The sequence below is a fragment of the Primorskyibacter flagellatus genome (assembly GCF_014638275.1).
Classification (GTDB): Bacteria; Pseudomonadota; Alphaproteobacteria; order Rhodobacterales; family Rhodobacteraceae; genus Pseudooceanicola; species Pseudooceanicola flagellatus_A.
On the sequence record NZ_BMFJ01000001.1, the window covers coordinates 1,517,771 to 1,532,177 of the forward strand.

Sequence of the window (14,407 nt, forward strand, 5' to 3'; positions counted from 1 at the left end):
CGGATGAACCAACTGGCCGGAGGGCTTTGTCTTTTGGCGGGCCTTGTGCTGGCGGCACTGGCCATGGCGATGCCGGTCGGCAGCCTGTCCCGGATGGGACCGGGATTCCTGCCGCTGGCGATTGCGGGCGGGCTCTGCATGATCGGGGTCTGCATCGCGCTGTTCGACCGGGACGCGACCGGCATCGCCCGGCCGGCGGAGATCCGGTCCCAGCTGAGGGCGCTGGCCGCTGTTCTGGGTGCCGTCGCGCTGTTCGCGCTGCTGGTCGACCGGGCCGGACTGGTGCCGACCAGCGCGCTGTCGGCCTTCGCGGCGTCCTTTGCGATGCGCGACATCTCGTGGACCGCACGGGTGACGCTTTCGGCGGTCATCGCCGTGATCTGCATCGCCATCTTCCATTTCGGGCTGCGCCTGCCCGTCCCCCTGATCGGCGCCTGAGATGGGTTTGATCGACGGCCTCTCTCTCGGCATCGACGTGGCGCTCAGCCGGGTCAACGTGGCCTACTGCTTCCTCGGCGTGCTGATCGGCACCTTCGTCGGCGTCATTCCGGGCGTGGGTGCGCTGGCGGCGATCTCCATGATCCTGCCGCTGTCCTTCTACCTCGACCCGACGACGGCGATCGTCCTGCTGGCGGGCATCTACTACGGAACCGTTTACGGAGGATCGACCGCAGCGATCCTGCTGAACCTGCCCGGCGTACCTTCCGCCGCCGTCGCCTGTCTCGACGGCTATCCGATGACCAGGCAGGGACGCGGCGGGGTGGCGCTGTTCCTCACCACGATGGCGAGTTTCGTGGGCTCCATGCTCGGACTGGCGGCGCTGGTGTTCTTTGCCGACGCGATCTCCGACATCGGACTGTCGCTGCGGCCGGCGGACTATTTCCTGCTGATGACGCTTGGCCTTGTCGCGGCGGCGGCGATCCCGACGGGGTCCCCGCTCAAGGGTCTGGCGATGGTGTTCATCGGGCTGGCAATGGGCACGGTCGGGACGGACATCGCCACCGGCATGGCGCGCTTCACCTTCGGGGTGCCGGAGCTGCTGGACGGTCTGAGCCTGGTCGCGCTCGCCATGGGGCTGTTCGGGATTTCCGAGGTCATCGTCACCTCCTCCCTGCCCCGCCGGCGCGCCAGTGCGGGCGGCATCACCCTGCGCAGCATGATCCCGACGCGGCAGGACCTGCGCGAAGGGGCGATGCCGATGGCGCGGGGCGCGGGGATCGGCGGGCTGTTCGGCGCCCTGCCCGGCGTCGGAGGGACCATCGCCTGCTTCATCTCCTACGCTGTCGAAAAACGTCTGTCGCGGCATCCGGAGAAATTCGGCCACGGCGCGGTCGAAGGCATCTGCGCGTCTGAATCGGCCAACAACTCCGCCGTTCAGACCGCCTTCATCCCCTCCCTGACGCTCGGCATTCCCGGCGATGCGGTGATGGCGCTGATGCTTGGCGCGCTCATCATCCACGGGATCACGCCGGGGCCGCTGCTGATCGAACAGCAGCCGGGCATGTTCTGGGGGCTGGTCGTCAGCTTCATCCTCGGCAACATCTTCCTCGTGATCCTCAACATCCCGCTGATCGGCATCTGGCTGAAGCTGCTGTCGATCCCGTATCATTTCATGTTCCCGGCGATCATCGTCTTCATCTGCTTCGGGGCGTTTTCGGTAAACGGCAACGCCTTCGACGTCTGGGCCCTCGGAGCACTCGGCGCGCTTGGCTGGATGCTGTCGCTGTTCGGCTTCCAGCCCGCGCCCCTGCTGCTCGGCTTCATCCTTGGCCCGATGATCGAGGAGAACCTGCGCCGCGCTCTGCAACTGTCGCGCGGGGATTTCGGGACGTTCGTGAATGACGGGCTGTCGGTGTCGCTGACCGCGCTGATCGTGGTACTGGTGCTACTGGCGGTGCTGAAGCCGGTGCTGGGGCGGCGGGGGTGAGGGGCCGGGCGGAGACGGACAGCATTTGCCCATGCCAACTGCGGAAAGGCAGAGCGTCAGGCGCAGACCCGCGAGTCCACGCCTGACAGAGGTCAGGCGCCGTAGCGCTCTATGACTTCGGAAATTGGCACGTGCCCCTTGAACGCCCCTGCTCCCGGTGCCTCTTCGCCGTTTTCCAGTGCCATCGCAAACCGGACGGCGGGGTCTTGTTCGAGGCGTTTTCGGACGTCCGCCAGCTTCGGCCAGCGACCGGCGTCGGCGACCTCATGAAAGTCCAGCCATCGCGCGATGCCGATCAGGAACCCGTCCGCGAGCGTCGGCCGGTCGCCGATCAGGAAGCGCGCGTCGCCGATCATTTCTTCGAGCCGGTCATGACGTTCGATGACGGCGTCGGAGCCGAGCTGTCGCAGAGTGGCATTTTTTGCTGGATCGTCTTCTTCCATTTCGAAGGCGGTCCAAAGCGGTCCGAACGCACCGGTCAGGCCCGTGTTGATGAACGCCATCAGCTGATGCATCCGGTCGGCCTGCGATGACAGCGGATCGAAGCTGATACGTCGCTCCCGGTCACGCGCTGCCAGCCACAGTGCGATGGCCATGCTTTCGGTCAGCACTCTGCCCTCATCCGTGATGAAGACGGGTGTTTCGACCCGAGGGTTGAGGCGCTTGTAGGCCGGTTGCTGCATTTCGCCCAACATATCGACGCGGCTCAACCTGTAGGGTTTGCCCAGCCATTCCAGGGCGGCCACGAGGCCCATCGAACTTCCCGAGGGAAATCCGTATATGAGGATAGGTTCCATTTTCCGTTCTCCGTGATTTGAACTGATCACGCTGCGCAGCTGGACCGGACCCTATGGATCCCCCGATCCATGTAAATTACGCACCTTTTTGTAACCACGAGACGCCCATGAAGACCCTGGTTTCGCGCTGTCCCATCGAAGAAGTCATGCAGGTTCTCAGCGGACGCTGGCCCACCTTGCTGATCTATTACCTGCAGGACGGCACAAAACGGTTCAGCGACCTGCGCCGGGACAATCCGACGATCTCGCACAAGATGCTGACGCTAGAACTGCGCAAACTGGAGGACGCGGGCATTGTCCGCCGCACGGAGTTCGGGGGGTATCCGCTGCGCGTGGAATACGACCTCACCGTTTCGGGGGAACGTCTGATGCCGCTCATCGACGCGCTCGGGGAGTGGTGGGAAGCGAGCGAGAATTTTCAGGAGGCGGGGAACACGCCGGAGGCCGCGGCGGAATAGCCCTGTGCTGTCGGGCTCATGGGCGAATCTGGCCAAGGCCCCGGCGACGACCGCGACGGCCTCCGCCGCGATCGCCCCTGCATCCGGCCGGGAGCAACGCGCCCCTTGCCGTCTTACTGCGTGGTGATGCCGACCTCTTCGATCAGCTTGCCGTAGACGCCCTGTTCCTTCTCGAACCGCGCCTTGATGTCTGCGGCGGGCACCATGGTCTTGACCATGCCGAGCTTCTTCATCTCCGCCGTCAGGGCGTCGTCGGCGGCCATGGCGTCGACCGCCTCGCCCAGCCTGGCTTTCACGTCCTCGGGTAGACCGGCGGGGGCGGCGAGCGCCATCCAGTAGGTCGCGGAGAAGCCGTCGAGACCGGCGGCCTCGGCCACCGTCGGCAGGTCGGGAAGCTCCTCGAGCCGGTCGGCGGAGGTGACGGCGATGCCGGTGGTCTTGCCCGCCTCGATCAGCGGGGCGGCGGCGGTCACGGCGGTGAAAGACATCTGGATGTTGCCGGCCATCAGGTCCTGCCGCGCGGGCGCGTCGCCCTGGTAGTGGATGATGATCGCGTCCAGCCCGAGCGCGTCCTTCCAGTATTCCGCGATCAGGTGATTGATCGCCCCCGCGCCCGAGGTCCCGATGGCCAGTTCGCCGGGCCGGTCCTTGATCGCCTGGATCAGCCCGGCCATGTTCGACACGCCGAGGTCGTTGTTCACATGCAGCACGAAGGGCACGTCCGCCATGCCGGAGAGGTAGTCGAAATCCGACATCTCGTAGGCGACGGAGGGCTGGAGGTAGCCGTTCAGCGCCAGCGAAACGGCCGCAGCGTAAAGGGTGTAGCCGTCGGCGGGCTGTTCCCTGACATAATTGCTCGCGATGGTGGTGGCCGCGCCGGGCTTGTTCTCGACCACGACGGGCTGACCAAGCTGTTTCGACAGCGCATCCGCCGTCACCCGCGCGGCGGTGTCGCTGGTGCCCCCCGCGGCATAACCGACGATCATGGTGATCGGCTTTTCAGGATAGTCGGCCCGGGCCGCGGTCGCGCTGAGCGCGATGGCCGACGCAAACAGAAGTGCAAGTCTTTTCATGGTAAATTCCTCCTCTGAACCCTCACGATGTTCGCCGTCCCCTGCCCCGTCAACGCACGCCCCGGCGCGGAGTCTCTCTGGGCGAGACTGCGGGCGAAAAGGTCGGTTCCGGGGCGCCTGCGCGCCCCTGTGGATGCCGATGCAACAGAACCGTTGACCTTCCGCCCCGGTGCGGATCAGAACGGGAGCATGACCGGCAAGGACAAGACCCTCAGGCAGAACCCGCATGCGGTGCGCGAGACCCGCGAACGCAATCTCGAGGTCGCGATTGGCCGGCAGGTGCGCGAGCTGCGCAAGCGCCAGCGCCTGACCGGAGCCGAACTCGCGGCGCAGACCGGGCTGTCGGTCGGGATGCTCTCAAAGATCGAAAACGGCGTGATCTCACCCTCGCTCGGCACGATCTCCGCGCTGGCGCATGCGCTGAAGGTGCCGCTGGTTCAGCTGTTCAGCGGCTATGAAGAGGAACGCGGCTGCATGCTGGTCAAGTCCGGCGAAGGGGTGGAAATCGACCGCGCCGGAACCCGTGCGGGTCACCAGTATCACCTGCTCGGCCATATCGGATCGAATAATTCCGGTGTGGTTGTCGAACCCTACATGATCACGCTCGACAGCGCCTCCGACACCTTCCCGGTGTTCCAGCACGAGGGGATCGAGATGCTCTACATGCTGGAGGGCGAGATGGGCTACCGCCACGGCGACACGCTCTACCGGATGGAGGCAGGCGATACGCTGATCTTCGACGCGGACGCCCCGCACGGCCCCGAGGATCTGGTGCGCCTGCCGATCCGCTACCTGTCGGTCATCACCTATCCGCAAAACCGCTGAACAGCCCCGCACAGGCCGCGGATGCACAGGAAGCAGGCAATGGACACAGGCGGCAGCCCGCTTTCGCGCGCCATGCGTAATTTTCTTTTCAGGAATATTTTTTTCCTCACAATTTGAGGTAAGCCAAACCCGACCCTGATTCCCCGGAGGACACATGTGCGGCATCGTTGGACTGTTCCTGAAGCGTGACGAACTGCGGCCGCAGCTTGGCGACATGCTGACGGACATGCTGGTCAAGCTGACCGACCGCGGCCCCGACAGCGCCGGCATCGCGATCTATTCACAGCCGGGGGAGGACATGAAGATCACCGTGCAATCGGATACGCCGGAAGCTGACTTCGACGGTCTGGATGGCACGCTTTCCGATGCGCTTGGCACCGGCGTGACGATGCGGGTTGTCGGCAACCACGCCGTCATCCGGGTGCCCGCCGCATCCGGAGCGGCGGCCGTGGCCCATCTTGAGACCCGCGGCCTGCGGATCATGAGCGCCGGGACCAGCATCGAGATCTTCAAGGATGTCGGCCTGCCGCGCGACGTCGCCGAACGGTTCGGTATCCGGGGGATGGGCGGCTCCCACGCGATCGGCCACACCCGGATGGCGACGGAATCCGCAGTGACGACGCTTGGCGCGCATCCCTTCTCCACCGCGCCGGACCAGTGCCTCGTGCACAACGGATCGCTGTCGAACCACAACAACGTCCGCCGCCGGCTGGCGAAGAAGGGCGTCCGCACCCGGACCGACAACGATACGGAGGTCGGCGCGGCCTATATCTCCTCCCGCATCTCGGAGGGGGCGAGCCTGGGGGAGGCGCTGGAGGGCACGCTGTCGGATCTCGACGGGTTCTTCACCTTCGTCACCGGCACCCGCGACGGATTTGGCGTTGTGCGCGATCCGATCGCCTGCAAGCCCGCGGTGATGGCCGAAACGGACGATTACGTCGCCTTCGGGTCGGAATACCGCGCCTTCGCGGACCTGCCCGGAATCGACACCGCGCGGGTCTGGGAACCGGAACCCGCCACCGTCTATTTCTGGGAGCGCTGAGATGCAGAGCCTCGACATGGCCACCACGGACCTGCGGGAGGTCAACGCGACGTTACAGGCGCAGACCTCCGCGTCCAACCAGACCGAATGGGTGATCGACAACCCGCGCGGCGCGCATGCGGTGGCGGTCGGACTGGACACGCCGATCTCGGTCACGGTGCGGGGATCGACCGGGTATTACTGCGCCGGGATGAATGCCGGGGCGACCATCCACGTACAGGGGTCCGTCGGTCCCGGCGTGGCGGAAAACATGATGTCCGGAACCGTCATCGTCGACGGCGACGCCAGCCAGTACGCGGGGGCCACCGGCCATGGCGGGCTGCTGGTGATCCGGGGCAACGCCTCTTCGCGCTGCGGGATCTCGATGAAGGGGATCGACATCGTGGTGCAGGGCTCCGTCGGGCATATGTCCGCCTTCATGGCGCAGAAGGGCACTCTCGTCGTGCTCGGCGATGCGGGCGACGCGCTCGGCGACAGCCTTTACGAGGCGCGGCTCTTCGTGCGCGGATCGGTGAAATCGCTTGGCGCGGACTGCGTGGAAAAGGAGATGCGGGCAGAGCATCTCGACCGGCTCGCCGACCTGCTGGAACGCGCCGGGGCCGATGCGAAACCCTCGGAGTTCCGGCGTTACGGATCGGCCCGCAGGCTCTATCACTTCAACATCGACCACGCGGACCAGTACTGATGACCAAGACCCCGACCACCGAACCGCGCCAGTCCTGGACCTTTTCCCGCGAGGTGAATGCCGAAATCCGGCGCGCCGCCGCGACCGGCATCTACGACATCCGGGGCGGCGGGGCGAAACGGCGGGTGCCGCATTTCGACGACCTGCTGTTCCTCGGCGCGTCGATCTCGCGCTATCCGCTCGAAGGCTACCGGGAGAAATGCGACACCGCCGTGACCCTCGGCACCCGCTTCGCCAAGAAACCGATAGAGCTGAAGATCCCGATCACCATCGCGGGCATGTCCTTCGGCTCTCTCTCCGGCCCGGCGAAAGAGGCCCTGGGGCGCGGCGCATCCATGGCCGGGACCTCCACCACCACCGGCGACGGCGGCATGACGGAAGAAGAGCGCGGCCATTCCGAGAAGCTGGTCTACCAGTACCTGCCCTCGCGCTACGGGATGAACCTCACCGACCTGCGCCGCGCCGACGCGATCGAGGTGGTGGTCGGTCAGGGTGCCAAGCCCGGCGGCGGCGGCATGCTTCTGGGCCAGAAGATCACCGAACGGGTGGCGGGCATGCGCGATCTGCCGGTCGGGATCGACCAGCGGTCGGCCTGCCGCCACCCGGACTGGACCGGGCCGGACGATCTTGAGATCAAGATCCTCGAACTGCGCGAGATCACGGGCTGGGAGAAACCGATCTATGTCAAGATCGGCGGCGCCCGGCCCTATTACGATACGGCGCTGGCGGTGAAATCCGGGGCGGATGTCGTGGTGCTCGACGGGATGCAGGGCGGGACGGCGGCGACGCAGGACGTCTTCATCGAACATGTCGGCCAGCCCACGCTCGCCTGTATCCGTCCCGCCGTGCAGGCGCTTCAGGACCTCGGCCTGCATCGGGAGGTGCAGCTTGTCGTCTCCGGCGGCATCCGCACCGGCGCGGACGTGGCCAAGGCGCTGGCGCTCGGGGCGGACGCTGTCTCCATCGGGACCGCCGCGCTGATCGCGCTTGGCGACAACGACCCGAAGTGGGAAGCCGAATACAACGCCCTCGGCACCACCGCCGGGGCCTATGACGACTGGCACGAGGGGCGCGATCCGGCCGGCATCACCACCCAGGATCCGGACCTGATGAAGCGCCTCGATCCGGAGGCCGCCGGACGCCGCCTGCGCAACTACCTCAACGTCATGACGCTGGAATGCCAGACCATCGCGCGGGCCTGCGGCAAGAGCCATGTGCACAATCTGGAACCAGAAGACCTCTGCGCGCTGACGATGGAGGCCGCGGCCATGGCCAGGGTGCCCCTTGCCGGGACAGACTGGTGGCCGGGAAAAGGACAGTTCTGAAACGACCGGAGAGCCGCCCTCTTCTTTGGTTTCGAAAATATCCTGGGGGTCCGGGGGCAAGGCCCCCGGTTCTGACAGACACGAAAGGGACCGGACCGATGAGCAAGCTCGCCACATTCGCCGCCGAACGCGGCGTGAAATACTTCATGATCTCCTACACCGACCTCTTCGGCGGGCAGCGGGCGAAACTCGTCCCCGCCCAGGCGATCGCGGAGATGGAGACCGAAGGTGCCGCCTTCGCCGGTTTCGCCACCTGGCTCGACCTGACGCCCGCGCATCCCGACATGCTCGCCGTGCCCGACCCCGCCGCCGCGATCCAGTTGCCCTGGAAACCCGAGGTCGCCTGGGTCCCGGCGAACTGCGTCATGGACGGAGGCGAGGTCGCGCAGGCGCCGCGCAACGTGCTCCGCCGCATGGTCGCCGCCGCCGCCGATCAGGGTCTGCGGGTGAAGACCGGGGTAGAGGCCGAATTCTTCCTGCTCACCCCCGAGGGCGATGCGATCTCGGACGGTTTCGACACAGCGGAAAAGCCCTGCTACGACCAGCAGGCGGTGATGCGGCGCTATGACGTGATCGCGGAGGTCTGCGACTACATGCTGGGCCTTGGCTGGGGCCCCTACCAGAACGACCACGAAGACGCGAACGGCCAGTTCGAGATGAACTGGGAATATGACGATGCGCTCGTGACCGCCGACCGCCACAGCTTCTTCAAGTTCATGGTGAAATCCGTCGCGGAAAAGCACGGACTGCGCGCGACCTTCATGCCCAAGCCGGTAGAGGGGCTGACCGGAAACGGCTGTCACACCCATATCTCTGTCTGGGACATGGACGGCAAGACCAATGCCTTCGCGGGCAAGGGCAAGGGGCCGACCGGAGAGGTCGGGCTGTCGAAACAGGGGGCGCATTTCCTCGGCGGGATCATGGCGCACGGGGAGGCGCTGCCCGCCATTACCAACCCCACTGTGAACAGCTACAAGCGGATCAACGCGCCGCGCACCGTTTCGGGCGCGACCTGGGCGCCGAACACGCTGACCTGGACCGGCAACAACCGCACCCACATGGTCCGCGTCCCCGGTCCGGGGAGGTTCGAACTGCGCCTGCCGGACGGAGCGGCCAACCCCTATCTGCTGCAGGCGGCGATCATTGCCGCCGGACTGTCGGGGCTGAAGTCGAAGGCCGACCCCGGCCCGCGGCTGGATATCGACATGTACGCGGAGGGGCATACGGTGACGGACGCCAAGCGCCTGCCGCTGAACCTGCTCGACGCGATCCGCGCGTTCGAGGCGGACACGGCCTTCGGAGAGATGCTCGGCACAGGCTTCGCGGCCTCCTATGCGAAGCTGAAGCATCGGGAGTGGCTGTCCTACACCGCACATTTCTCCCAGTGGGAGAAGGACACGACGCTGGACATCTGACCGTCGCCGGCCGCCTGTGTGCCGTCAGTCGCCTCGCAACGCGTCTCGCAGGTGCGGGGGGCGATCGTGCAGGATCGCCTCCATCACGAAATGGCCGGTGACCCGTTCGAGGTCATAGCCGCGGATCAGCGCCTGGTAGAGTCGGTCGTACCCCTGCACCCCGCGGCATTCGGCGCGGATAAGGTAGTCCCATTCGCCGCCGATCCGGCAGAACTCCGTCACCTCGGGCAGCGCTTCGACATGGGCTCGGAAGGCTCTGGACCAGTCCCCCGAGTGATGCCGGGTGCGCACCATCATGTAGACCGTCAGGTCGAGACCAAGCGCAGGCAGATTCACCATGGCCCGCGTACCCGTCAGGACACCCTGCGCCTGCAATGCGTTCAACCGGCGCCAACAGGCGTTCTGCGACAGGCCCACCCTCTCGGCCAGGTCGCGCTGAGAGAGGGAACCATCGTGAGCCAGCGCTTCGATCAGTGCAATATCAATTCTGTCCATCCAGGCACCTTATGGCGATCACATGACCCATGAATGATGCCTGAACGAGTAATATGAAAGTCAAATCCGCGCAGTCACGATGGTAATCTGGGTCACCGCATTGGACAGGACCCCGCATGACCACACTAACCGACCCCAACTACTTCGCCGATTTCGCCAGGGCCCTTGCCCGTTCCGGGCCCGGGGCGATCCATGCGGGGGAAATCGGGCGCGACCTCCGCGTGGCGACGCGCGACGGCGCGATGCCTATGCTCTACGCGGATTATACGGCCACCGGGCGGGCGCTGCGGCAGGTGGAGGAGGCGGTGATGACCGACGTGCTGCCCTGGTACGCCAATTCCCATTCGCGCCAGTCGCTCTGCGGGCGGATGATGAACGCGGGGCGTGCCGCCGCGCGGGCCTACGTGGCGGAACAGATCGGCGCCGGAACGGACTGCGCGGTGATCTTCACCGGGTCCGGAGCAACCGCCGGGATCAACCGGCTGGTGCACCTGTTCGGCCTGCCCGAAGCGGTCGCAGCGGGTCGGCCGGTGCGGGTGATCCTTGGTCCGTGGGAGCATCACTCCAACATCCTGCCGTGGCGCGAAAGCGGGGCGGAGGTGATTGCCCTTCCCGAGGCCCGCACCGGCGGTCCTTGCGCCGAGACACTCGACCGCCTGCTCTCCGGCACCCCTGCTGGTGCGCTGGCGGTGGTCGCCCTGTCCGCCGGGTCCAACGTGACCGGCGAACTGGCGGATGTCCCGGCCCTCACCGCAATTGCCCGCCGGCACGACGCGCGGACGGTCTGGGATTACGCCGCCTGCGCGCCCTACGTCCCGGTCGACATGACCCCGGGCGGACATCCGGTCGACGCGATCGTCCTGTCGCCCCACAAGTTTGTGGGCGGGCCGGGCGCGTCGGGTGTTCTGTGCCTCCGCCGGTCCTCCGTGGCGGTTACAAGGCCGACCTTTCCCGGTGGCGGCAGCGTGTCCTTTGTGTCGCCCTGGGCGCATGTCTACAGCACTGATCTGTGTGAACGTGAGGAAGCCGGAACGCCAAACGTCATCGGCGACCTCCGCGCGGCCTATGCCTTTGCGGTGAAATCGGCCATCGGGGCCGATCTGCCGTCTCATCGCCTTCCCGCGCTGGTCAGACAGGCGGAGGAGGCGCTGGATGACATACCGGGCCTGACGCCGCTAGGCCGCCGGTCGGGGCCGCGTCTGCCGATCCTGTCGTTTCTGGTGCACGCTCCGGACGGCGCACCGGTCTCCTCCGGCCATGCGGTGCGGGTGCTGTCGGACCAGTTCGGTATCCAGGCCCGCAGTGGCTGGGCCTGCGCCGGTCCCTTCGCGCATCGCCTGCTCGACATCGACGCCCCGGAGTCCCATGCCATCGCGGAGCGGATCGCCGCCGGAGACGACACCGCCCGCCCCGGTTTCGTGCGTCTCAACCTCAGCGCGCTGATGACCGATGCGGAGGTGGACCGCATCCTCGCCGCCCTGCGCGCCCTGCCCGCCTGCGCGGCGGGAACTGGATCCTCCCGGCAGGTCGCCTGAGCGAAGGGGCCCGGGATCAGGCCGGCGGCGTGCTGTGCCCCGTGGCGGGATCGAAGCGCCCGCCGCCCAGATTGGCGTGACCCCAGGACATCAGGCCCAGAAGGACGGGTTCAAGGCTGCGGCCCTGCGTCGTCAGGTCGTAGCGGTAGCGCACGGGGCGTTCCTGATAAGGCTCTTTCCGCACAAGACCGAGGTCGATCAACAACCTGAGCCGGTCGCTGAGGATATTGGTGGGAACATGCTCCTCGCTCGCCTGCAATGCGCTGAAGTGGTGTTTGCCGTGCCACATCAGGTCCCGAACGATCAGCAGCGTCCAGCGGTCGCCGAACAGGTCCAGCGTGCGGGCGATCGAACAGCGGGAACGGTGATCCCTTGGCATGGAAATGGCCTCCCGGTCGGGTTTCGTGGCTCTACCATAACCCCTGACGGAGCAACTTGCGAATCGAAAGTCACCTGTCTACCAAGTAACTTGCAAAATTAAAGCCACCGGAGACCCGACATGCTTGCCATCGGCAACACCCCCCTGCTCAGGCTGACGGCCCTGACCACACCGGACATGGCCGATGTCTATGTGAAATGGGAAGGCGCGAACCCGACCGGAAGCATGAAGGACCGCATGGCCCTGTCGATGATCCGCGGCGCGGAGGCGCGCGGGGAGCTGGGGCCCGGCGGGCGGGTTGTCGAATACACCGGCGGCTCGACCGGGTCCTCACTGGCGATGGTCTGTGCGACGCGGGGGTATTGGGCGCATTTCGTCAGCTCCGACGGGTTTGCGGAGGAAAAGCTGCAGACCATGCGCGCTTTCGGAGCGGAGGTCGAGATCGTGCCGGCGACCGGGGGCGTGCTGACCGCCGGCGTGATCGACCGCATGATCGCCCGCGCGAAAGAACTGGCCGGTCAGCCCGGCACCTTCTGGCCCGATCAGGTGAACAACCCCGACAACCGGCGCGGCTATCATCCCATGGGGGAGGAGATCCTCGACCAGATCGCGCGGCAGACCGGGGGCGGAGTGAGCGAATTCGTCTGCGCCGTCGGCGGTGGCGGCTGTATCTCGGGCAATGCGGAGGTGCTGAAGGATCGCGACGCCTCAACCCGCGTGATCGGGGTGGAGCCGTGGAACGTGCGCAATGTCTCGGGCGGGGATACCTCCGGCACGCATGTGCTCGAGGGGATCGGCCTGTCCTTCGTGCCGAATGCCTTCCGCCGTGACCTTGTCGACGACGTGGTCGCGGTGAGGGACGAGGATGCGGTGAGGACGACCCGCCTGCTGGCCCGGAAGGAGGGGATCTTCGGCGGTATCACCTCCGGCGCAAAGGTATTCGCGGCGCTTGAGCGGGCGCGGGCGGTCGGTCCGGGCGGGACCATCGTTACGGTGATCATCGACTCCGGGCTGCGGTACCTCAGGAACCCGGTGTACCTGTGACCGCAGTCGGGGCCGGGTCAGAGTCGGCGCGGTCCAGAACGGCGGCAAAGAAGCCGTCGGTGCCGTGTCGCGCCGGGGTGAGAGACAGGTAGCCGGAAGGATCCGCGGCAACTTCAGGCGGAAGGTCGGGCGCGGCGTCCCGCAGGGGGACAGGGTGAAAGGCGGGATGGGCGGCGAGGAAGGCCGCGACCTGCGCACCGTTCTCCTCCTCCAGCAGGGAACAGGTCGCGTAGACCAGCCGCCCGCCCGGTTTCACCAGACGCGCCGCGCTGGCGAGGATACGGGCCTGCAACGCGACAAGGGCCTCCAGGCCCTGTTCTTCCTCAGGGCGCCAGCGGGCGTCGGGGTTGCGCCGCCAGGTGCCGGTGCCGCTGCAGGGCGCGTCGACCAGCACGCGGTCGAAGCCCGCCTTGTGGCGTTTGACCCATTTGTCCGTCTCGCTCGACAACAGCCGGGTTTCGGCGTTGTGAACCCCGGCCCGGCGGAACCGTTCGGCGGCGCGTTTCAGCCGCCCTTCGCTGACATCGCAGGCGACGATACGCCCGCGGTTCTGCATCTGGGCGGCGATGGCAAGGGTCTTGCCCCCAGCCCCGGCGCAGAAATCGGCCACACGGTCGCCGGGACGGGCACCGACCAGCCGCGCGACAAGCTGGGAACCTTCGTCCTGGATCTCCACCTCTCCGGTCTTCAGCCCCGGCAGGCGGGAGAGCGACAGGCTTTGCGCGATCCGGATCCCCTCGGGCGCGATCTCCGACGCCTCTGCCGGGAGGTCGCGGCGCTTCATGTCCCGCAACACCGCGTCGCGGGCCGCCTTGATCGTGTTGACGCGCAGGTCCAGCGGCGGCGGGGTCAGCAGCGCCTGCATCTCGGTGGCGAAGGCCTCTCCGAACCGCCGCCGCAACGGGGCCAGCGCCCAGTCGGGGCATTCCAGCCGAACCGCCTCGGGCATGTCGGGATGCTCCACCGTGTGCCCCCTGAGTTTCGCCAGCAGCGCGGCGTCACCCTCGTCCAGCGTCGCGGGCGCGCCTTTCGGTCCGCCGAACAACCGGCTCACCTGCTCCGGCCGGCGGCGTTCGGCCAGAACCAGCCAGGCGAGCAGGCGGTTGCGGGGCGTGTCACTCTGGCCCAGGCGATCCAGCCACCAGCCAAGCCGCGCGCGGTGGCGCAGCAGCGCACCGGTCAGGTCCAGCACCGTTCCACGATCGTCGTCCTGCATCCGGCGGCGGGCGCGGAAGAAGGCGGCAATGACGGCATCGGCGGGGCGCGCGGTGCGGTCGATCTCTTCGGTCAGGTCAAGGACGGCTTGCAGGCGGGCGGCGGGGGTCATGGGCAGCGGGTCGGCTCCGGGTCGGGGCGTCGGGGGCGCGGACGGCAGGCTCTCCGGCCGCAACGGGGTGTCTTTACCCC

General features: G+C 66.9%; 15 protein-coding genes. 10 read left to right on the forward strand and 5 right to left on the reverse strand.

Annotation, left to right across the window (positions count from 1 at the left end):
* Positions 1-3 precede the first annotated feature (3 nt).
* Both IEV87_RS07480 and IEV87_RS07485 read left to right on the forward strand, forming a co-directional pair.
* Entirely contained in the window at positions 4-438 is a 435-nt protein-coding gene (locus tag IEV87_RS07480; RefSeq protein WP_188477023.1) for a tripartite tricarboxylate transporter TctB family protein, read from the forward strand.
* Between the two features lies 1 nt (position 439).
* Entirely contained in the window at positions 440-1,927 is a 1,488-nt protein-coding gene (locus IEV87_RS07485) for a tripartite tricarboxylate transporter permease (RefSeq protein WP_188477024.1), read from the forward strand.
* Between the two features lie 92 nt (positions 1,928-2,019).
* Here the strand turns inward: IEV87_RS07485 and IEV87_RS07490 are convergent, their stop codons facing one another.
* A complete protein-coding gene (locus tag IEV87_RS07490; RefSeq protein ID WP_188477025.1) occupies positions 2,020-2,724 on the reverse strand; it encodes a glutathione S-transferase family protein in 705 nt (234 codons plus the stop codon).
* Positions 2,725-2,831: 107 nt separating this feature from the next.
* On the opposite strand from IEV87_RS07490, the gene IEV87_RS07495 reads away from it, so the two are divergent.
* A complete protein-coding gene (locus IEV87_RS07495; RefSeq protein WP_188477026.1) occupies positions 2,832-3,182 on the forward strand; it encodes a winged helix-turn-helix transcriptional regulator in 351 nt (116 codons plus the stop codon).
* 113 nt (positions 3,183-3,295) lie between these two features.
* On the opposite strand, the gene IEV87_RS07500 is transcribed toward IEV87_RS07495, so the two are convergent.
* Positions 3,296-4,255, reverse strand: a complete 960-nt coding sequence (locus IEV87_RS07500; RefSeq protein ID WP_188477027.1) for a Bug family tripartite tricarboxylate transporter substrate binding protein — start codon at positions 4,253-4,255, stop codon at positions 3,296-3,298.
* A 189-nt stretch (positions 4,256-4,444) separates the two neighbouring features.
* On the opposite strand from IEV87_RS07500, the gene IEV87_RS07505 reads away from it, so the two are divergent.
* From IEV87_RS07505 to glnT, 5 genes are all read left to right on the forward strand, one after another.
* Entirely contained in the window at positions 4,445-5,080 is a 636-nt protein-coding gene (locus IEV87_RS07505; protein ID WP_188477028.1) for a helix-turn-helix domain-containing protein, read from the forward strand.
* 154 nt (positions 5,081-5,234) lie between these two features.
* Complete coding sequence (locus IEV87_RS07510; RefSeq protein ID WP_188477029.1) at positions 5,235-6,122, forward strand: class II glutamine amidotransferase; 888 nt, start codon at positions 5,235-5,237, stop codon at positions 6,120-6,122.
* Between the two features lies 1 nt (position 6,123).
* Positions 6,124-6,807: a GXGXG domain-containing protein gene (locus IEV87_RS07515; protein ID WP_188477030.1), complete on the forward strand. Its 684-nt coding sequence runs from the start codon at positions 6,124-6,126 to the stop codon at positions 6,805-6,807.
* Positions 6,807-8,132 (forward strand): FMN-binding glutamate synthase family protein, encoded by a 1,326-nt coding sequence (locus tag IEV87_RS07520; RefSeq protein ID WP_188477031.1) that lies wholly within the window; start codon positions 6,807-6,809, stop codon positions 8,130-8,132. The genes IEV87_RS07515 and IEV87_RS07520 overlap by 1 nt, the downstream gene beginning before the upstream one ends.
* Positions 8,133-8,230: 98 nt before the next feature.
* Positions 8,231-9,547 carry a type III glutamate--ammonia ligase gene (gene glnT, locus IEV87_RS07525; RefSeq protein ID WP_188477032.1) on the forward strand — a complete coding sequence of 439 codons (1,317 nt, stop codon included), beginning with the start codon at positions 8,231-8,233 and terminating at the stop codon, positions 9,545-9,547.
* Between the two features lie 24 nt (positions 9,548-9,571).
* Here the strand turns inward: glnT and IEV87_RS07530 are convergent, their stop codons facing one another.
* Positions 9,572-10,042, reverse strand: a complete 471-nt coding sequence (locus IEV87_RS07530) for an Lrp/AsnC family transcriptional regulator (protein WP_188477033.1) — start codon at positions 10,040-10,042, stop codon at positions 9,572-9,574.
* Positions 10,043-10,158: 116 nt separating this feature from the next.
* Here IEV87_RS07530 and IEV87_RS07535 point away from each other — a divergent pair, with 116 nt between their 5' ends.
* Positions 10,159-11,577 (forward strand): aminotransferase class V-fold PLP-dependent enzyme, encoded by a 1,419-nt coding sequence (locus IEV87_RS07535; RefSeq protein ID WP_188477034.1) that lies wholly within the window; start codon positions 10,159-10,161, stop codon positions 11,575-11,577.
* 16 nt (positions 11,578-11,593) lie between these two features.
* Here the strand turns inward: IEV87_RS07535 and IEV87_RS07540 are convergent, their stop codons facing one another.
* Complete coding sequence (locus IEV87_RS07540; RefSeq protein WP_188477035.1) at positions 11,594-11,956, reverse strand: winged helix-turn-helix transcriptional regulator; 363 nt, start codon at positions 11,954-11,956, stop codon at positions 11,594-11,596.
* Positions 11,957-12,076: 120 nt separating this feature from the next.
* Here IEV87_RS07540 and IEV87_RS07545 point away from each other — a divergent pair, with 120 nt between their 5' ends.
* Positions 12,077-13,000 (forward strand): PLP-dependent cysteine synthase family protein, encoded by a 924-nt coding sequence (locus tag IEV87_RS07545; protein ID WP_188477036.1) that lies wholly within the window; start codon positions 12,077-12,079, stop codon positions 12,998-13,000.
* On the opposite strand, the gene IEV87_RS07550 is transcribed toward IEV87_RS07545, so the two are convergent.
* Positions 12,978-14,327, reverse strand: coding sequence for an RsmB/NOP family class I SAM-dependent RNA methyltransferase (locus tag IEV87_RS07550; RefSeq protein ID WP_188477037.1), 1,350 nt, complete (start codon positions 14,325-14,327; stop codon positions 12,978-12,980). The genes IEV87_RS07545 and IEV87_RS07550 overlap by 23 nt on opposite strands.
* Positions 14,328-14,407: the final 80 nt, after the last annotated feature.